Origin of the sequence: Thauera sp., from assembly GCF_035444905.1 — a bacterium.
In the GTDB taxonomy this organism is placed as follows: domain Bacteria; phylum Pseudomonadota; class Gammaproteobacteria; order Burkholderiales; family Rhodocyclaceae; genus Thauera.
In genome coordinates this window covers 1-19,386 of the sequence record NZ_DAOMPS010000067.1, presented here as the reverse complement: position 1 = coordinate 19,386, position 19,386 = coordinate 1, and the positions used below count along the sequence as shown (strand labels likewise).

The 19,386-nt window shown below is 65.5% G+C and carries 16 protein-coding genes and 1 pseudogene; 11 read left to right on the top strand and 6 right to left on the bottom strand.

Features of this window, described 5'->3' with window-relative positions; genetic code table 11:
• Positions 1-441 precede the first annotated feature (441 nt).
• A complete protein-coding gene (locus PLC66_RS19875) occupies positions 442-705 on the bottom strand; it encodes an MBL fold metallo-hydrolase (RefSeq protein WP_324543737.1) in 264 nt (87 codons plus the stop codon).
• A 240-nt stretch (positions 706-945) separates the two neighbouring features.
• Here PLC66_RS19875 and msrA point away from each other — a divergent pair, with 240 nt between their 5' ends.
• Together msrA and msrB are read left to right on the top strand one after the other, a co-directional pair.
• Positions 946-1,620, top strand: coding sequence for a peptide-methionine (S)-S-oxide reductase MsrA (gene msrA / locus PLC66_RS19870; protein WP_324543735.1), 675 nt, complete (start codon positions 946-948; stop codon positions 1,618-1,620).
• Positions 1,617-2,111 (top strand): peptide-methionine (R)-S-oxide reductase MsrB, encoded by a 495-nt coding sequence (gene msrB, locus PLC66_RS19865; RefSeq protein WP_324543733.1) that lies wholly within the window; start codon positions 1,617-1,619, stop codon positions 2,109-2,111. The genes msrA and msrB overlap by 4 nt, the downstream gene beginning before the upstream one ends.
• A gap of 37 nt (positions 2,112-2,148) precedes the next feature.
• Here the strand turns inward: msrB and PLC66_RS19860 are convergent, their stop codons facing one another.
• Together PLC66_RS19860 and PLC66_RS19855 are read right to left on the bottom strand one after the other, a co-directional pair.
• On the bottom strand, positions 2,149-2,844 hold the full coding sequence (locus tag PLC66_RS19860; protein ID WP_324543731.1) for a potassium channel family protein: 696 nt from the start codon (positions 2,842-2,844) through the stop codon (positions 2,149-2,151).
• The gene (locus PLC66_RS19855; RefSeq protein ID WP_324543729.1) at positions 2,837-4,171 is read right to left on the bottom strand and encodes a TrkH family potassium uptake protein; all 1,335 of its coding nucleotides are present in this window, start codon (positions 4,169-4,171) and stop codon (positions 2,837-2,839) included. Before PLC66_RS19855 ends, PLC66_RS19860 begins: the two co-directional genes overlap by 8 nt.
• 317 nt (positions 4,172-4,488) lie before the next feature.
• On the opposite strand from PLC66_RS19855, the gene PLC66_RS19850 reads away from it, so the two are divergent.
• Both PLC66_RS19850 and PLC66_RS19845 read left to right on the top strand, forming a co-directional pair.
• Positions 4,489-4,833, top strand: a complete 345-nt coding sequence (locus tag PLC66_RS19850; RefSeq protein WP_324543727.1) for a cupin domain-containing protein — start codon at positions 4,489-4,491, stop codon at positions 4,831-4,833.
• A gap of 154 nt (positions 4,834-4,987) precedes the next feature.
• Positions 4,988-8,056, top strand: coding sequence for an ankyrin repeat domain-containing protein (locus tag PLC66_RS19845; RefSeq protein ID WP_324543725.1), 3,069 nt, complete (start codon positions 4,988-4,990; stop codon positions 8,054-8,056).
• 209 nt (positions 8,057-8,265) lie between these two features.
• Here the strand turns inward: PLC66_RS19845 and PLC66_RS19840 are convergent, their stop codons facing one another.
• The 3 genes from PLC66_RS19840 to PLC66_RS19830 form a co-directional block, all read right to left on the bottom strand.
• Positions 8,266-9,585 carry an ammonium transporter gene (locus PLC66_RS19840; RefSeq protein WP_324543723.1) on the bottom strand — a complete coding sequence of 440 codons (1,320 nt, stop codon included), beginning with the start codon at positions 9,583-9,585 and terminating at the stop codon, positions 8,266-8,268.
• Positions 9,586-9,598: 13 nt separating this feature from the next.
• On the bottom strand, positions 9,599-9,937 hold the full coding sequence (glnK, locus tag PLC66_RS19835) for a P-II family nitrogen regulator (protein WP_324543721.1): 339 nt from the start codon (positions 9,935-9,937) through the stop codon (positions 9,599-9,601).
• Between the two features lie 70 nt (positions 9,938-10,007).
• Positions 10,008-10,772: a TorF family putative porin gene (locus tag PLC66_RS19830; protein ID WP_324543719.1), complete on the bottom strand. Its 765-nt coding sequence runs from the start codon at positions 10,770-10,772 to the stop codon at positions 10,008-10,010.
• Between the two features lie 272 nt (positions 10,773-11,044).
• Between PLC66_RS19830 and PLC66_RS19825 the strand changes: the two genes are divergently transcribed.
• From PLC66_RS19825 to PLC66_RS19795, 7 genes and pseudogenes are all read left to right on the top strand, one after another.
• A complete protein-coding gene (locus tag PLC66_RS19825) occupies positions 11,045-11,311 on the top strand; it encodes an accessory factor UbiK family protein (protein WP_324543717.1) in 267 nt (88 codons plus the stop codon).
• Between the two features lie 101 nt (positions 11,312-11,412).
• A pseudogene (locus PLC66_RS19820) lies at positions 11,413-12,261 on the top strand (magnesium chelatase domain-containing protein); the annotation flags it as partial.
• Between the two features lie 1,013 nt (positions 12,262-13,274).
• Positions 13,275-13,688 (top strand): hypothetical protein, encoded by a 414-nt coding sequence (locus PLC66_RS19815; protein WP_324543715.1) that lies wholly within the window; start codon positions 13,275-13,277, stop codon positions 13,686-13,688.
• Between the two features lie 128 nt (positions 13,689-13,816).
• Positions 13,817-14,893: a calcium/sodium antiporter gene (locus tag PLC66_RS19810; RefSeq protein ID WP_324543713.1), complete on the top strand. Its 1,077-nt coding sequence runs from the start codon at positions 13,817-13,819 to the stop codon at positions 14,891-14,893.
• Positions 14,890-15,495: an exopolysaccharide biosynthesis protein gene (locus PLC66_RS19805; protein WP_324543711.1), complete on the top strand. Its 606-nt coding sequence runs from the start codon at positions 14,890-14,892 to the stop codon at positions 15,493-15,495. Before PLC66_RS19810 ends, PLC66_RS19805 begins: the two co-directional genes overlap by 4 nt.
• Before the next feature lie 142 nt (positions 15,496-15,637).
• On the top strand, positions 15,638-15,937 hold the full coding sequence (locus PLC66_RS19800; protein ID WP_324543709.1) for a hypothetical protein: 300 nt from the start codon (positions 15,638-15,640) through the stop codon (positions 15,935-15,937).
• Between the two features lie 323 nt (positions 15,938-16,260).
• Positions 16,261-18,936 (top strand): cation-translocating P-type ATPase, encoded by a 2,676-nt coding sequence (locus PLC66_RS19795; protein ID WP_324543707.1) that lies wholly within the window; start codon positions 16,261-16,263, stop codon positions 18,934-18,936.
• Positions 18,937-19,386: the final 450 nt, after the last annotated feature.

Here is a 19,386-nt window from a genome sequence, read left to right as displayed (position 1 = left end):
CAATCGGCTGGCTTGGGTGAGCGCGCCCAAAAGGTCAATTGATCAGGGGTTCCCTTGGTATTCGGCTTCATGGCGTATTTCTCCGCAAAACATCAGTCGAATGGGAGATCGATCTCCGGGCAATTACGCTGCTATCTGGAATCGAATTCCCTCTGTGCACGAATCCAGTATAGCGATGGATTGGTGCGGTGCAGCAAGTGGTTTGTAACGAATCTAGATCAGCAATGATTGATTGTATTTGCGGGATTTATTTAAAGGGACTGTGTCATTAAAAAATCAATAAAAACAGTGTCTTGTGAATAATTTATGGAATTGGTAAATAAATGCCTCTGTTTTGTTGATCAATGATGCCTATGAGTTGTTGCTTTCAATTGGTTCATCGCTTTGTCTGGAAGTGACTGGGAGTGGGCGCTCGAGCATCGCGTGTGCGTTCTTCGTGTGCTAGAAGAAGTCCATTGCGTGGCGGAAGGCCTCGCTCGGGCCGAGGATGTCCGACTCGGTGAGCGCTGGCAGGTCGGCCCCGCCTTGTGTGAACGGGTCGCCGCACAGCAGGGTCGAGGTCGATTCCTCGCAGAGGAAGCCGCATTCCCAGGCATGGGGCAGATGGGGCGCGTCGAACCAGCGCACCGCGTGCGCGCCCAGCGGCAGCCACTCGCCGTCGGCCAGCGCGCCCGGCCGGACTATGGCCGGGCGACGAGGCGACAATCGGGGCGGTTCTACACCCCCACGCCATGCGATGGGCTGCGGGCCCTTGCCTCGTTGAAACGATCACGGGTCGATCTTTGCGGTCATAGGCTTGGAGGGCGGCGGATGCGCGTCGACGCGCCGCGCCCGACAACACGGCGATGAGCTTGTCTTGATGAATGCGTCAGGACTTCCTGCCGGCCACTGCGTGACCGATGCCCGCCGCCGCCCGTGAAGCGTGGATTACAAGGACATCAAGCTATGAGACCCCAACCCCAAGGCCAGATCCGAAGTCGGCGCGTCCCGACCCTAGGCGGCCTGCTGATCGCCAGCGTGCTGCTCGCCTTTCCCGGCCTTGCGTTGGCGCAGGGCGGTGAGGCCGCGCGCCAAGCCACCGCCACCTTTGCCGGCGGCTGCTTCTGGTGCATGGAGCCGCCCTTCGATGCGCTCGAAGGCGTGGTGTCGACGACCTCCGGCTACACCGACGGGCATACGAAAAATCCGACCTACCAGGAGGTTTCCAGCGGCCGCACCGGCCATGCCGAGGCGGTCCAGGTGGTGTATGACCCGGACAAGGTCAGCTTCGAACGCCTCGTCGACGTGTTCTGGCGCAACATCGACCCGACCGACGCCGGGGGGCAGTTCTGCGACCGCGGCAGCCCCTATCGCCCGGCGCTGTTCTATCACGACGAGGCCCAGCGCGAGGTGGCCGAGCGCTCGCGCGCGGCGCTCGAGAAAGATCGGCCCTTCAAGGAGGCGATCGTGACCCCGATCGTGGCGGCCACGACCTTCTATCCGGCCGAGGAATACCATCAGGACTACTATCTGAGGAACCCGATCCGCTACAAGTACTACCGCAACGGCTGCGGCCGCGACAGGCGGCTCAATCAGCTGTGGGGCGAGTCCGGGGCGGCGCTGAAGGAGAGCAGACGATGAAACGGCGACACTTCCTGAGCGGGCTGATCGGTGTGGCGTCCCTGCCCGCCGTCCGGGCATTCGCAACCACTACCGATGGGCAGGGACGCCCGATGATCGAGAGGATCGAACGCAGCGAGGCAGAATGGCGGCGCCTGCTCACCGCCGAGCAGTTCAGGGTGCTGCGCGAGGAGGGCACCGAGCCTGCCTGGACCAGCGAACTGAACGCCGAGAAGCGCAAGGGCAGCTATGTCTGCGCGGGCTGCGATCTGGAGCTGTTCACCTCGGACATGAAATACGACAGCGGCACCGGCTGGCCGAGCTTCTACACGACGCTGCCCGGCGTGTTCGGGCTCAAGCGCGATTTCAAGCTCATCCTGCCGCGCACTGAATACCATTGTGCGCGCTGCGGCGGGCACCACGGCCACGTCTTCAAGGACGGTCCCGCGCCCACCGGCGAGCGCTGGTGCAACAACGGCGTGGCCCTGCGCTTCGTGCCGGCGGCGGGCTGATCGCCCGCAGCGCAGTCGCGGCCCGCTGCCGGGCCGCTCAGCGGCGCCGGCCGGTGGCGGCGAAGGCCTCGACTTTCTTCGTCGGCCCGGAAACGATCAGCAGATCACCTGGCCGCACCACGCTGCTCGGCTTGCCGTGCTGAAAGTCCTCGTGCGCGCGCTTGATGCCGACCACCGTGACGCCGAACTTTTCGCGCACGGCCGATTCGGCCAGCGAGAGGTCGTACGTGAGGCTGGGCGCCTGGATCTTCGCGATGGCGAAGCCGTCGTCGAACTCGATGTAGTCCATCATTCGCCCGCTGATGAGGTGCGCGACGCGCTCGCCCATGTCGGCTTCGGGATAGACGACGTGGTGGGCACCGATGCGCTCGGCGATCTTGCCGTGCTCGGACGTCATGGCCTTGACCCAGATGTCCGGAATCTCCAGCTCGGTGAGCGCCATCACCGTCATCAGGCTGGCGGCGAGATCGCCGCCGATGCCGACGATGGCGTGCGCGAAGTCCGCCACGCCAAGCTGGCGCATGGTCATCGCGTTGGTCGAGTCGGCCTGCACCGCATGCGTGAGCAGGTCCGCCCATTCATGCACCGGCTCGGCATCGCGGTCGATGCCCATCACGTCGTGCCCCAGCTGCATCAGGGAGTGGGCCACGGCGCCGCCAAAGCGCCCGAGGCCGATCACGACCACACTGTCGCCCTTCGAGAAGGCGAACTGCTCGGTAAATAGCCTAGCCAACAACGGGATGCTCCTCGGGGTAGCGGAACGGCATGCGATGCTCGCCCAGCGCGAGCGACACCGCCAGGGTGATGGTGCCGACCCGGCCGACATACATCAGCAGGGTCAGCATCAGTTGCGCGGATTCGGGGAGCTCGGCGGTGATGCCGGTGGACAGGCCGACCGTGGCGAAAGCCGAGATCACTTCGAAGATCACCTGGTCGGTGGCGATGTCGGTGGTGTGCAGGATGAACACCGTACCGAGCACGACCACCGCGCTGCCCAGCACCAGCACCGTGATCGCCTGGCGCTGCGCCGAGTGGCTGATGCGCCGGCCGAAGGCCTCGGTATCCATGCGGCCGCGGATCTCGGCGATCACCAGCATCACCAGGATCATCGCCGTGCCCACCTTGACGCCGCCGGCGGTGCCGGCACTGCCGCCGCCGATGAACATCAGGAAGTAGTGCAGGCCGAGGCTTTCGTGGGTGAGCCCGCCGATGTCGATCGCGTTGAAGCCGGCCGTGCGGGCCGACACCGAGGCAAAGATCGCCGCCAGCAGCTTGTCGGCGGCTGGCATCGGGCCGAGCGTGCGCGGGTTCGACCACTCGAAGCCGAGCAGCAGGATCGTGCCGCCCACCAGCAGCACGGCGGAGCCAACGAGCGTCAGCTTGGTGTGGACGGACCAGTGGTTCGGGTCCCTGAAGCGGCGGCGCAGGTCGTTCAGGACTGGAAAGCCGAGGCCGCCGATCACGATCGCGAGCATGATCGGCGTGAGGATGAGGCCGTCGGAGGCGTAGCGGGTCAGGCCGTCGGCGTGGATCGAGAACCCGGCGTTGTTGAAGGCGGAGAGGGCATGGAACAGGCCGCTCCAGCCGGCCTCGGCCCAGGGCAACTCGTACGCGGTGCGCAAGCGCAGTGCGAGCGCCACGGCGGTGAGCACCTCGACGATCAAGGTCACGACCAGCACCAGCTTGGCAACGCTGGCGACGTCACCGATCCCCAGGGTGTGGGTTTCGGCCTGCGCCGTGAGCCGTGCACGCAGGCGGAAGCTGCGGTTCACGAGCAGCCCGAGCAGGGTGGCGGCCGTCATCATGCCGAAGCCGCCGATCTGGAACAGCGCCATGATCACCCACTGCCCGAACGGCGACCAGTAGGTACCCGTGTCCACCGTCACCAGGCCGGTCACGCACACTGCCGAGACCGCGGTGAACAGGGCCGTGAGCCAGGGCGCGGCGAGCGCATCCGCGCGGGACATCGGCAGCATGAGCACGCCGGTTCCGATCAGGATCGTGATCAGGAACGCCAGCGGTACGACGCGAGCCGGGTGCTGGACCTCTCGAATCTTCAACTCGCGACATCCTCGACGTCATGAGGTGGTGCGGCGGAGTGCGCATCTCGGTTGAGAATGATACGCCTGGCCGAGCGCTGGTGACGGGCCCTCGGCCAACGTGATCAAACGGCCTTTCACAGGATCATCGAGCCTGCGGGCAAGGCTGCCATCGTCACCGACTCCACCGGCGGCATCGGTTTCGCCATGACCAGGGGGTGGGCATGCCGGTTTTGGGTGCTTTCATGTCCATTTCGGGCAATTGCGTCGCGTCCAGGCGCTCTAGAGTCCTGCATTCCCGTTGCCTCGCAACGCCAACCCGACTATCTGGAGCGAATATGAGCAAGCCCATCACCGTTCTCCGCGAGACAGTACCCGTGCCGATCCTGGATGCCTGCAAATGGGAGCGCATCGCCGGCGAGCCGCACACCGTCAACCTCAACGCCTACACGTCGGAAGACGGCCAGAAGATCATGGGCACCTGGATCTGCACGCCGGGCAAGTGGCGGGTTGCCTACGAGAAGTGGGAATACTGCGACTTCCGCGAGGGCTACTGCATCATCACCCCCGACGGCGGCGAGCCGATCCACCTCAAGGCCGGCGACATCTTCATCGTCGAGCCTGGCATGAAGGGCACCTGGGAGGTCGTGGAGACGGTGCGGAAGTACTTCGTCTTTGCCTGAGTTCGCCCCGCCGGGGCGCTGAGCCGACGACCCAGGCCCGCAGTCATCCTGTTGTCTGCGGGCCATGGGTTGTCGGGCCACCCGGCAAACCGCCTTATCATTCCCGCTTCTTCAAAACGTGCCGAGCAGCAGGCCGGCATCGGAGCGGGTGGCAATGAAGGTTCTCGAATACGCCGGGCTCGACACCGCGCGCGTGCGCGCGGCCTACACCAGGGTGTGCGAGGCGCTGGGGCGCGGGGATTTTCGCGCCGCGCAGGTGAAGAAGCTGGTCGGCGCGAGCGGCGCGGCGTATTACCGCGCCCGTCTCAACGATGCCGACCGCCTGCTGTTCACGCTGCTGCGCCATCGTGACGAGACCTGCGTGCTGGTGCTGGAGGTGATCGCCAATCACGCCTACGACAAGTCGCGCTTCCTGCGCGGCGCGCAGATCGACGAGGCGCAGATCGCCGATGCCGACGTCGATGCCGCGGTGCGCGAGGCGCAGCCGCTGCGCTACCTGCATCCCGAGCACACCACGATCCACCTGCTCGACAAGCCGCTGTCCTTCGACGACGCCCAGCAGGCGATCTACCGCCGGCCGCCGCCGCTGATCCTGGTGGGCAGCGCCGGCAGCGGCAAGACCGCGCTGACCCTGGAAAAGCTCAAGCACGCCGAGGGCGAGGTGCTGTACGTCACGCATTCGGCCTACCTGGCGCAGAGCGCGCGCGACCTTTACTACGCCCACGGCTTCGAGCATGCCGGCCAGGACGCGAGCTTTCTGTCCTTCCGCGAGTTCGTCGAATCGATCCGCGTGCCGGCCGGGCGCGAGGCGAGCTGGCGCGATTTCGCGGCGTGGTTCGCACGCATGCGGCAGGGCTTTCGCGACATCGACGCGCATCAGGCCTTCGAGGAGATCCGCGGCGTGATCGTTGCCCGTGCGGGCGGGGTGCTGAGCCGTGCCGACTACCTGGCGCTGGGCGTGCGCCAGTCGATCTTTCCGGTCGACGCCCGTGAGCGCCTGTACGACCTGTTCGACAAGTACCGCGCCTGGCTGGCCGAGGCCGGCCTCTTCGACCTCGGCCTGGTCGCGCAGGCCTCGCGCGCGCTGGCGGCGCCGCGCTACGACTTCGTGGTCGTCGACGAGGTGCAGGACCTCACCCCGGCGCAGCTCGACCTGGTCCTGGCGACGCTGAAGAAGCCCGGCCACTTCCTGCTGTGCGGTGACTCGAACCAGATCGTGCATCCCAACTTCTTCTCCTGGAGCCAGGTGAAGAGCCTGTTCTGGCGCGACCCGGAGCTCGCGCGGCGGCAGGAGCTGGCGGTGCTCACCGCCAACTTCCGCAACGGCCGCGAGGCCACGCGGGTGGCCAACACCCTGCTCAAGATCAAGCACCGCCGCTTCGGCTCGATCGACCGCGAGAGCAATTTCCTCGTCGATGCGATCGGCGGCGAGCCGGGCGAGGTGGTGCTGATGGCGGACAAGGACGCCGCGCTGCGCGAGCTCGACAAGAGCGTGCGCCAATCCACCCGCTTCGCCGTGCTGGTGATGCGCGACGAGGACAAGGCCGAGGCGCGAAAGCGCTTCGCCACCCCGCTGCTGTTCTCGATCCACGAGGCCAAGGGGCTCGAGTACGACAACATCATGCTGTACCGTTTCGTCTCCGACCACCGCAAGGACTTCGCCGAGATCATCGACGGCGTCGAGGCGGCCGACCTCGCGGTGGAGAACCTGGAATACCGGCGCGCGCGCGACAAGGAAGACAAGTCGCTGGAGGTGTACAAGTTCTTCGTCAATGCGCTGTACGTGGCGCTGACGCGCGCGATCCGCAACCTGTACGTGATCGAGTCGGATACCGCGCACCCGCTGTTTGGCCTGCTCGGCCTGACCGAGGGCGGCGCGGTGAAGCTGGAGGCGGCGAAATCGACGCTGGAGGACTGGCAGAAGGAGGCGCGCAAGCTCGAGCTGCAGGGCAAACAGGAACAGGCCGACGCGATCCGCCGCGACATCCTGCGCCAGAGCCCGGTGCCGTGGCCAGTGACCGACGAGGCGCGGCTGCGCGAGCTGCTGGTGAAGACCTTCCGCGAGCGCGCACCCGGCAGCAAGCATCGCCAGCAACTATACGACTACGCCACCTGCCACGACGAACCGGAACTGGCCCGCCTGCTCGCCGAGGAAGGCGACTTCGCCGCCGCGCGCGCCTTCGAGCGTCAGCTGGGCACCCATGGGCGCAAGACCTGGATGCCGTACTTCGGCCGCAGCTTCAAGGACGTGCTGCGGCAGTGCGACCAGCACGGCGTCGATCACCGCCTGCCGATGAACCAGACACCGCTGATAGCCGCCGCGGCCGCGGGCAACGTCGCCCTGGTCGAGGCGCTGCTCGAGCGCGGCGCCGACCCCGAGGCCACCGATCACTACGGCTGGAACGCGCTGCACTGGGCGCTGCGCGAATCCTTCCGCGACCCGGCCCATGCGCGCGGGCCGCTCGCCGCGGTGTTCGAGCGCGTCGCGCCGGCACACATCGACTTCAACACCGGCGAGCGCCTGGTGCGCATCGACCGCCATCACGCCGAGTACTTCCTGGTGCAGACGCTGTGGGTGCTGTTCCGCAGCCGTTTCACCCGGCCGCAGCGCCGCTTCCTGGCGGCGTTCGAGACCCAGGGCATCCTCGAAGCGTGGCAGCACCTGCCAGGCAGCGTGCTACGCGCCGAGCGCAACAAGCGCCAACACCTGTCGAGCGTGCTGGCGCGCAACGAGGTGGCGCGCGACTACGCTTACAACCGCCAGCTCTTCCGCCGTGTGGACCAGGGTTGGTACCAGTTCAACCCGCAGCTTTCGGTGCGGCGCCGGGTGCGCCTCGAGGGTGCGGAAGGGGGCGAGGTGGAGTCCTGGGTCCCGGTGTTTCAGGCGCTGAACCTGCCGCTGGTGGCCGAGTTAGCCCGGCGCGAGACCTGGCGCATGGTTGACGAGTACGGCGCGGCGGCGAAGCTGGCGCCGTGCCCGACGCCGATCATGTTTGAACGCACGGTGGCGCGCGAAGAGGAGGCCGAGCGGGCGCAGGCGGAAGCCTTGCGCCAGGCCGAAGCGTTGCGGCGCCAGGCGATCGCGGCGCGCGAGCAGGCGAGGGCGGAGGCGCAGGCACGGCCGCCGGCGTGGGGTACGCCGCAGGCGAAGGCCCGCGAGATCGAGCGCATCCGCCGCGAGATCGAGGCCCGCCACGCGGCGGAGGAGGGGGGCAAGCAGTAAGCGGGGGGAGGCACCGCGAGGAAGGCCGGGGCCGCCGTGTGGGCTCGTACCCTTGCAGGTCCCGTGTTCAGGCGGCCCAGACGTCCACACGCCGGGCTTCGGCCACGAGATCCGCCAGATTACGCGCAGAACCAAAAAATACGGCGCCCCGCGGGGCGCCGTTCGAAACAGGACCGGATGAGTACAGTCCCGCAGGTGCTTGAGGGGGATTACACGCGGTAGGCCGATTCGCCGTGGGCGGTGATGTCCAGGCCCTCGCGCTCTTCCTCTTCCGGCACGCGCAGGCCGACGAGCAGGTCCGCGATCTTGTAGGCGACGAAGGCCACCACCGCCGACCAGACGATGGTCACGATCACGCTCCAGGTCTGGATCCACACCTGGGCGCCCATGGCGAAGTCTTCGCCGCCGGTGCCGCCCAGCGACGGGGCTGCGAACACGCCGGTGAGGATGGCACCGACGATGCCGCCCACGCCATGCACGCCGAACACGTCGAGCGCGTCGTCCGCCCCCAGCATGTGCTTGAGGCCATTGACGCCCCACAGGCAGATGAAGCCGGACAGCAGGCCGATGATGATGGCGCCCATCGGGCCGACCGAACCGCAGGCCGGGGTGATGGCAACCAGGCCAGCAACCGCGCCGGAGGCCGCACCCAGCATCGAGGGCTTGCCCTTGATCAGCGCTTCACCCAGCGACCAGGCCAGCACCGCGGCGGCAGTGGCGAACAAGGTGTTGATGAAGGCCAGTGCCGCGCCCGAGGTGGCCTCGAGGTTGGAGCCCGCGTTGAAGCCGAACCAGCCCACCCACAGCAGCGAGGCCCCGACCATGGTCAGCGTCAGGCTGTGCGGTGCCATCGACTCGCGACCGAAGCCGATGCGCTTGCCCACCATGTAGGCGCCCACCAGGCCGGCGATACCGGCGTTGATGTGCACCACGGTGCCGCCGGCGAAGTCGAGCGCGCCGTCTTCCAGCAGGTAGCCGCCCGGGCCCCACACCATGTGGCAGATCGGCAGGTAGCAGAAGGTGAACCAGATCACCGAGAAGATCAGCACCGCGGAGAACTTCATGCGCTCGGCGAAGGCGCCGACGATGAGCGCCCCGGTGATGCCGGCAAAGGTGGCCTGGAAGGCGATGAAGGCGAACTCGGGCAGCTTCACGGTCTCGGTGAAGGTGTCGGCGAGCGAGTCGATGGTGACGCCGGACAGGAAGACCTTGTCGAGCGAGCCGATGAAGGGCGTGGCCTCGGTGAAGGCCAGGCTGTAGCCGTAGATCGCGAACAACAGCGCGTTGAGCGAGAACACGGTCATCACCTGCATCAGCACCGACAGCATGTTCTTGGCACGCACCAGGCCGCCGTAGAACAGTGCGAGGCCGGGCAGGGCCATCATCAGCACGAGCAGGGTCGCGGTCATGATCCAGGCCACGTCGCCCTTGTTGACCTCGACTGCGGCCGCGGCCGTCTCCTGGGCGAAGGCGCCGCCCGATGCGCCGGCGAGCAGCAGCGCCGGCAGGAATGCAAAGTGTCTTTTCATTTTCTGTTCTCCCTTACAGCGCGTCCGAGCCGGTCTCGCCGGTGCGGATGCGGATGGCCTGCTCCAGATCGAAGACGAAGATCTTGCCGTCGCCGATCTTGCCGGTGGCGGCGGCCTTCTCGATGGCCTCGATGGCCTGGTCGAGGAGGTCGTCGGAGACGGCGGCCTCGACCTTCACCTTGGGCAGGAAGTCGACGACGTATTCGGCGCCGCGATAGAGCTCGGTGTGGCCCTTCTGGCGGCCGAAGCCCTTGACCTCGGTGACGGTGATGCCCTGTACGCCGATCGCGGACAGCGCCTCGCGCACTTCGTCGAGCTTGAAGGGCTTGATGATGGCGGCGATGAATTTCATGGTTGGTCCACCTCTGTGAAGTTGGCTTGCGCCCGGCTCATCCGCGGATGCACCGGGACATCGTGAAGGCTCAGAATTCCTTGCTGAAGGACAGCACGTAGCGATCGCCCGCTGCGTTCTTGCCGTTGCTGCCGAAGCAGTAGGGCTGGCTCAGCGCGCAGCTGCCGTCGGCATCGGAGTCGGAGTAGTTGAAGGCGACCGTACCGAAGCCGACGTCCTTGCTGATGCCCAGACCCCAGTCGGTGTACGAGGCGTCGCTGTTCCTGCGGATGCGCTGGTGGCCGACGTGGGCAGACAGCGACCAGGTCGGTGCAATCTCGTATTCGGCGTTGAGCTCGACGTAGTTGCTGTTGCGGGTCTTCTCGCCGTTGGTGCCGGTCCAGCCGAACAGGTGCTTGGAGATCGCGTGCGAGTACTTCAGCTCGAGGAACTCCCAGCCCAGCGCCAGGTACAGCTCGGTGGAGTCCGGCGACGGCGTGCCGGCGATCTTGTCGCCTGGGTAGTAGTACTGGAGCACGCCGATGTCGTAGGACAGCGGGCCGGCCTCGCCGGCATAGCCGGCATAGAGGTCGAGCTCGAGGCTGTTGTTGGTCTTGGCGATGTCGTCCACCCAGCCCACGTTCGAGCCCCAGGTGCCGATGTACAGGCCGCTCTCGTGCGCATAGTCGAAGCCGCCCTGCAGCGCCGCCTTGCCCTGCGACTGGCTGATGCCGCGGAAGACGTAGTCGGTGGTGAGGGTGAGGTTGGCGCTGATCGGGCCGTCGGCGTGAGCGCTGCCCGCCACGGGCAGGGCGGCGACGACGGTGAGGGCGGTGGCGAGAAGGGTCTTGCGCATGATGAGCTCCTGACGGGTGGTTTAGAGTTTTGACGGGTATCCCTAAGCAGGGCGTGTGCCAGCTTGCTCAAAGCCTTGTCCAGCAAGGCTTCCGAGGCCTGTCGATGCACTCGTACTGGTCTTTTGCTGCGCTGCCGCACGATTTCATGCACGAGAATGGTCCTCCATGCACCAGTCTGGTGCGTCGCACGGCAGGGGGCAGGCCTGTTTCTGGTGCATCGGGGGCGGCGTGCTAGACTTCGTCGCATCCACAACCCTTGCCGCAAGCCACCATGAGCACTCCACGCATCCTTGACGAGATCGGCGCCAAGCTGTCCGAACTGGCCGCCAACAGCCCGGTCCGGGACATTGAAAAGAACGCCAAGGCCCTCCTCGGCGGCGCCCTGGGCAAGCTCGACCTGGTCACGCGCGAGGAATTCGAGGTCCAGCGCGAGGTGCTGGCGCATACGCGCAAGAAGCTCGCCGAACTCGAGGCGCGCGTGGCGGAGCTCGAGCGCCTCCTCGCCGAGGACGCCGACCGGGCCGACCGCGGCGACTGAATGCCGTGCGCCGGGCAGGCGTGTCCGCGCTGCCCGGCTTATCCTTTTGTCATTGTTGCGTTCTCCGCTAGACTGGCGTCCCGCCTGCTCAGGAGAACCGCATGTCCCTCGCGCTCGTGCGCAGCCGCGCACTTGCCGGCCTCGATGCGCCCGAGGTCACGGTCGAAGTACACCTGGCGAACGGCCTGCCTGCCTTCAGCCTCGTCGGCCTGCCCGACACCGAGGTGCGCGAGGCGCGCGATCGCGTGCGGGCGGCGATCCAGACCTCGCAGTTCGAGTTTCCCCAGCGCCGCATCACGGTCAACCTCGCGCCTGCCGACCTGCCCAAGGAGGGCGGCCGCTTCGATCTCGCCATAGCCGTCGGCATCCTGGTTGCGTCCGGCCAGGTGGCGGGCCAGGGCCTGGATGCGGCGGAGTTCTGCGGCGAACTGTCGCTGACCGGTGATCTGCGCGCGGTGCGTGGCGTGCTCGCGGTGGCGCTTGCCGCCGCGCGTGGCGGTCGGGCGCTGGTGCTGCCCGCCGACAACGCCGCCGAGGCGGCGCTCGCCTCGGGTGCGTGCGTGCTGCCGGCCGCCAGCCTGCTCGCCGTGTGCGCCCACCTCAATGGCCATGTCGCCCTGCCGGTGCAGTCGGCCGTCGCCCTGCAGCCCGCGGCGCGCGCGGGGGTGCCCGACCTGGCCGACGTACGCGGCCAACTGCAGGCGCGTCGCGCCCTCGAGGTCGCGGCGGCCGGCGCGCACTCGATCATGATGTTCGGCCCGCCCGGCACCGGGAAATCCATGCTCGCGCAGCGCCTGCCGGGCCTGCTGCCGACGATGAGCGAGGACGAGGCGGTCGAGAGCGCGGCGCTGTTCTCGCTCGAAGGCCGCTTCGATCCCGCGCACTGGCGCCAGCGGCCATTCCGTGCGCCCCACCATTCGGCCTCGGCCGCGGCGCTGGTGGGCGGCGGTGGGGCGTGCAAAAATATTCTAGAATATTGCATGAAAAAGCGTGAATTGCCGAGAAAAAGTAGAATTTCTAAAAAATGACACTTAAAAACAGCAGCTTAATATTGATCTCTTTTACTAGCTTAGGTGTCGGCTGCGATGCAAGTCCAGCGACCATCGCTCGTTAAGGCGAGAATCCTCCCGTGCAAGAAGATCAAGGGCGGTGGCCGATTCGTCCTGGCGTAACCAAAACCCATCGCTTCACCCGGGCTCAATTTGAACGCTGGCTCGCCAATCGCGAAGTCGCGTTCGTCGTAAGCACCAGGCGAACCCACCTTCCGCCGTCTGCTTAGCCCATTGAAGATCGTGTCCATCAAATTCGATGGTAGACACCATAGATGTGGTTATCCCGCGCCGGAGTCGGCGAACGCATAGCGAAGTCTTCAAGTAATCGGTGATCTCGGCCTGCCGTGAGCCTGCGGCGTGTCAGTGGCGGGCGTGGTCTTGGCCAACGGCCTGAACGCCAACCAGATGCATCGCTGGATGCGCGAGCGCGGCATCGCGCCGCCGAGCTGGCGCAAGCCGGCCTGCGCTGAACGCACGGGATTAGTGGCTCAGCCAGGCTTTGTGCCGGTGCAGGACGCCCCTTCCGTCGAGCCGCCGGTGATCCGCCTCGAGGCGCAGCGCGGCAAAGCCCGAAGCCGCGCCGTTGCTTGGGGGTTGAGGCCAGCCGTTGGACAGAATGGTTCATTTTGTCTAATCATGCCGTGCCATGCCCCTAAACGACCTCGTCGCCAGCCCACTCATGGCAGACAGCAGGCGGCCAGGAGCGGTCGGGCACTCTCACGGCGGATCTGCGATTCCAGTGGCCGCTCTGGCCCAGGTACCCGTCGCTTCCAGTCCCGGCCGCTGATTAGCGCGCAACGATCGAAATTGCATCGAAAAAATGGAAGCAAACCCTCCTCATAAACGATTAATTCGAACATTAAACAATGCAAGAATGATCGCCGTTACTGAAATACAGCGAGGAGATGATCGTGTTCTACGCACTTGGTTGGTTTTCGGTGTTCGGCCTGCTCGCACTCTGGTCACTATCAGTCTGGGCTCTGCATTCAGTTGCCGTTTGGTCGGTTTCGAATGCCAGCGCGTTGACTGGTGTCGCATCAGATGTGGAGGGTCTTGGTCTACCGCAATGGCTGCAGCCCTGGGTGCCTCCGGAGATCACACAGGCGATGACCTCGCTGCTGGCAGATTTTGCGCCGGTCGTCGAAAGTCTGTTGCAGACCATGCCGGCGCTGGCCGGCGGCCTGACCATGGTGGCCTGGGTAATCTGGGGTCTTGGCAGCGCGCTGCTGCTCCTGCTTGGAGCGGGGCTGCATCTGGGCATTGCAATGTGGCGCCGCCACAGCGGCGGTTCCGGGCCGCAGCCGGGGGGGCGGTTGGTGGCATGACGGGAATCACCCCGCCGCGAGAAGGTATGCGACGGCTGTACGCAAGGGATCGATCGTCAATTTTTTGGCTGTCCGCGCAAGGTGGATAACGCGCGTTGGGCAACTTTTGAGCGCTGCAGGAACTGATCATGACCCTTCTCTTGTTCCTCGGTGGCCTGACCTTGCTGGTCATCGGCGCTGAAATCCTGGTGCGCGGTGCGTCCAGGCTGGCGATGTCCTTCGGTATCAGCCCGCTTGTCGTGGGGCTCACCATCGTTGCCTTTGGCACTAGCGCGCCGGAGCTTGCGGTGAGCGTTGGCGCCGTTCTCGACGGCAAGACCGACATTGCCATCGGTAACGTGGTAGGCAGCAACATCTTCAATGTGCTGTTCATATTGGGCATCAGTGCTCTGATCACGCCACTGGTGGTCAACATCCAGTTGATCAGGCAGGAGGTGCCGATCATGCTGGGCGCAAGCCTGCTGCTGCTGGCGCTCACGCTGGATGGAAGGCTCTCGTTCCTCGACGGGGGTTTCCTGTTCGCCCTGCTGTTGGCCTACACCGTGTTCCTGGTCGTGCAATCGCGACGCGAGACCCAAGCCGCGAAGGACGAGTTTGCCGAGGAGATCAAGCCGGCCCAGACCGGTGCCTGGGACAGCCACTGGGCGGCGCAGATCGGGCTGATCGTTGCGGGTCTGGTAGCGCTGGTCTTCGGCTCGGATTACCTGGTCCAGGCCTCGGTGAGCTTTGCCAAGGCCATGGGTGTGAGCGACCTCGTCATCGGCCTGACGATCGTCGCCGCCGGCACCAGCATGCCTGAGGTGGCTACCAGTATCACAGCCGCGATCAAGGGCGAACGCGATATCGCGGTGGGGAACGTCGTCGGTAGCAACACCTTCAACATCCTGGGCTGCCTGGGCTTGTCGGGGCTGGTGTCGGGCGACCTTGGCCTGGCGATGGCGCCATCGCTGCTGGCCTTCGATGTCTGGGTGATGCTGGCGGTGGCCCTGGCCTGCCTGCCGGTGTTCATGACCGGTCGCGAGATCGCGCGCTGGGAAGGCGGCGTCTTTCTGGGTTACTACATCGCCTACGTGGCCTACCTGCTTCTGGCGGCGCAGCAGCATGATGTGCTGCCCGTCTTCTCGAGCGTGATGATGAGCTTTGTCATACCGCTTACCGTGGTGACACTGGTGGTGGTGGTGATCCGCCGCCCGTCCGCAACATGACGGCGCCCATCGTGCAGCGGTTACGTGAAACAGCCGCAGCCTTATCCGAAGAGCGGGTGTCGACGCAAACCCTGGCGCACGCCCACGGGACCGCAGCACACGGCACTTTGCTGCTGTTGATGGCCGGGCCTTGCCTCCTGCCAGTGCCGGGAGTGGGCACAGTGCTCGGCTTCGGGATGGCGGCTCTCGCGGCAGCGATGTGGAAGGGCCACACCTCGGTATGCCTGCCCCGGCGGGTCGCCGAACTCGAACTCTCCCGCCACTGGGCGCAGCGCGTGCTGGGCATCCTGGCGTCTGCCTATGCCATGGCCGGTCGCTTCGCCAAGGCCCGACTGAGCCATCTCGCATCCACAGGCAGACGGTCATGGACTGCCGCAGCGATCGGGCTGATGGCCTTCATCGTCATACTGCCGATTCCCTTCGGCAACCTGCTGCCGGCGCTGGCGATGATGCTTATCGGGTTGGGGTTGGTGTTTCGCGATGGCGTCGTTGCGGTACTTGGGATGATCACGGCGGTGCTGGCGTTTTTCGTCACGGCCGGCCTGGTGCTGATGGCATGGGTTTATGGCAGCGAGTGGATTCTGCGATGGGCTTCAAGTTGAAAGGGCTTTCTCGATGATTTATGCAATCCTCAAAATGCTGCACGTGCTGTCCATGGATCGAGGAATCAGACCTTGGTAGCTGCAACCACGCTCCATGCACAAGCAGAATTGAGCCGGCGCAGCTTCTGAAAGACAGGCCGAGATGGCACTGAAACGTTCCTTTCCGACCTACTTCAGTGCCCGCTGGAACGGACATCGGCCTGCGCGCAGCCTCTTCTGGTGGGACCTGACGATCGTCGGAACCCTGGTCAATGGCGTCATGGGCCTGATTTCGCTGATCTTGCTCGCAAAAGGCGTCGATGGCTCTGTCTGGTTGGCGCTTCACCTCCTGCTGATTCCCTACAACCTCTTCCTCGTCTTCAGTGTGCACCGGAATGCCGGATCCAACCTGATCCACAGGGGCGGATCGATTGCCTGGTTCGGTTGTACGTTGCTGGTTTGAAGAATGGTCGAACGGCAATCGCGCGCAGAGACCCCAACGAAGCGAATAATGCCAACGTTAAGGATCCTCGCGGACGATCGGCTCGCCTCCGTTGACTTTGCGATGGCCCCACTTACACTCGTGTTTATCAAGGGGAGTAGCTTCACACGTCCCGGCATCGTCATCACGGAGGTTTGATCGTATGACCGCTTCCCGGTGCCGGGGGCAACGAGCGTATCCGTTGCAAGCGAGACCTTGCCCGTGGGCAAGGTCCGTGCAGCGACAACATGCAAGGGTCTGTGTCCTTCGGGAACAGACCCTTTGTTGTTTCTGTGGAGTCGAACTTGGACACGAACACGCGCCCCTCCGTGGTTCCCTGGCATGCGATACCCGACAAGGCCGTCTGTCGCAAGCTTGAGGTCGCCCCCGATACCGGCTTGCTGCAGACGGAGGTTGCTGTCCGACTGCAGCGCCATGGTCCGAATCGCCTTGCGGAGAAGCCCCCGCGCTCCGCATGGCTCAAGTTTCTCGACCAGTTCAGGAGCGTGTTGATCGGCATCCTGGTCGGCGCAGCGCTGCTCGCCGGACTGATCGGCGACATCAAGGATGCGGCGGTCATTGCCGTGGTCGTTCTTCTCAATGCGACCCTGGGATTCTTCCAGGAGCGCCGTGCGGAGAACGCGCTGGCCGCCTTGCGCGGCATGCTGGCACCGAGCGCGCGGGTACGACGTGATCGCGAAACCCGCGTTGTTCCTGCCGAGGAACTCGTGCCGGGCGATATCCTGCTGCTCGAAGCGGGCGATCGCGTGCCGGCCGATGCCAGGGTCCTGCAGGCGCATGGGGCCGAAGTGGCCGAGGCTGCGCTGACCGGCGAGTCGCATGCGGTCGGCAAGACCGCCGAGGCCGTGGATGCCGGTGCATCCCTTGCCGAACGTGTCGGCATGGTGTTCATGAACACCGTGGTCACCCGGGGGCGCATCGAAGCCGTGGTGACCGCGACCGGCATGCACACCGAAATGGGGCGCCTGGCCGGGCTGCTTGCACAGACAGCCGAGTCCTCGACGCCCTTGCAGATCCAGCTCGACGCGCTGGGCAGGCGTCTCGCGTTCATCGCCGCCGTGGTGGTCGGCCTGATGTTCGTGGCCGGGCTGATGCGTGGCGATGACTTGGTCACGACGGCGATGACCGCCATCGCCCTCGCCGTCGCCGCGATCCCCGAGGGCCTGCCGGCGGTGGTCACGGTGACGCTGGCGCTCGGCATGCACCGCATGGCCAGGCGCCACGTGATCGTCAAGAAGCTTGCTGCAGTCGAGACGCTCGGGTGCACCACGGTGATCTGCTCGGACAAGACCGGTACGCTGACGCTGAACCAGATGACCGCTCGCGTGCTGCACGCTGCAGGTCGCCGCTACGCCATCGAAGGCGAAGGCTATGTCGCCGCCGGCAGGATTCTGGACGAAGAAGGCCGCGTTGCCGGCACCGAGCTTCATGAACTCCTGCTCCCGGCCGCCTTGTGCGCCGACGCACGCCTGCAGGAGGGCCAGCTCATCGGCGACCCGACTGAAGGCGCGTTGCTTGCGCTCGCGGTCAAGGCGGGGATCGATCCTGCATTGCAGAACCAGCACACCCCGCGTATTGCCGAGTTGCCATTCGATTCGGCACACAAGTTCATGGCGACCTTCCACCATGATGGCGACGCGGTGCAGATCTGGGTGAAGGGTGCGCCGGACGTGCTCATCAGTCGCGCCGCGCGCATGCAGGGCCAGGACGGCGAGGTCGCGCTCGACACGAACGCGCGAGAAACGCTGCTCCGTGCCAATCAGCAACTCGCCGAGGGCGCGATGCGGGTGCTCGCGCTCGCCAGACGCCGGATTCCGGCGTCTGCGTTCGATCCTTCCTGCGACTTGATGGGCTGGGTGAATGACCTGAGCCTGTGCGGATTGGTCGGCATCATCGACCCGCCCCGCCCCGAGGCGCGCGAGTCGATTGCGCAGTGCAATGCTGCAGGGATCCGGGTGAAGATGATCACCGGCGACCATCCGGTGACGGCCGCCGCCATCGCGCGCGAGCTCGGGCTGGTCGGCGAGGTGCATGAGGGGCGCGAGCTCGATGGCCTGAGCGAGGAGGCCACCACCGCCCTGGTCGAACGCAGCGCGGTGTTCGCCCGCGTGGCGCCGGAACACAAGATGCGTATCGTAGAGTCGCTGCAACGGCGCGGCCATGTCGTGGCAATGACGGGCGATGGCGTCAATGATGCGCCTGCGCTCAAGCGCGCCGACATCGGCGTGGCGATGGGCATCACCGGTACAGAGGTCACCAAGGAGGCTGCCACCCTGGTGCTTACCGACGACAACTTTGCCTCCATCGTCGGTGCAGTGCGCGAGGGACGAACCATCTACGAGAACATCGTCAAGTTCGTCCGCTTCCAGCTGTCGACCAACATCGGTGCCATTCTCACCGTGCTTGGGGCGCCCTTCATGGGCCTGGCGACACCCTTCACCGCAGTGCAGATCCTCTGGGTGAACATCATCATGGACGGCCCGCCGGCGATGACGCTCGGCGTGGAGCCGGCCCGCCCCGGGATCATGGACCAGCCGCCACGCTCGGACGATGCCGCCATCCTGTCGCCGCAGCGCATGTGGCGCATCGCGCTGTACGGACTGACGATGGCGGTGGGGACCCTGGGCGTCTATGCCTGGGCCATGGCCGCGGGCGATACCGCCCGCGCGATGACGCTGGCCTTCACCACCTTCGTGCTCTTCCAGTTCTTCAACATCTTCAATGCGCGCACCGAACACGGCAGCGCCTTCAATCGCCAGTTCTTCAGCAATGGGAAGCTATGGGTGGCCCTGCTGGGCGTGGTCCTGCTGCAGATCGTCGTGGTGCATTGGGCGCCAGCGCAGACGGTGTTTGACACCGTCGACCTGAGCGCGGACGACTGGCTGATCGCCACTGCTGTGGCTTCCTCGACGCTTTTGCTCGAAGAGGCACGGAAGCTGTTGTTCAGGCTCGTGAGGTGACAGCAGGCCTACATGGGGCCGGTTCTTTAAGCTGGCGGAGGCCGGTCTCCATCAACCGAAGTGGCAGTGAACTCGTGTTCTAGATCGACGCTCCGCCCAAGGTGGGCGTCATGAGCCGCAATCCCTCGGAAGGTGGCTGCCGCTGCCTTGTCGCATCAGTCGATACCCCAAGCCGCCTGGAAGCCCTCGCCGGAGCCCAGTGCGATAACGCCCATGCTCACCCCATCAACACCGGAGTTCGACGGGCTGGTGGTGGCTAGCGGCCTCGGAACAGATTCTGGGCTTGCATCCGGAGTGCTGCGGAAGGCATTCCGCTGCTGGAGGTCAGTGGGGGCGAATGGCAGTTCGACTCCGATACCCGCCGTCGGACGATCAATTCGGCCAATGACAGCAACGGGTCGTTATGGAGAGATTTGCATAGCGACCCCTATGCGCAGATCCCAACTATGC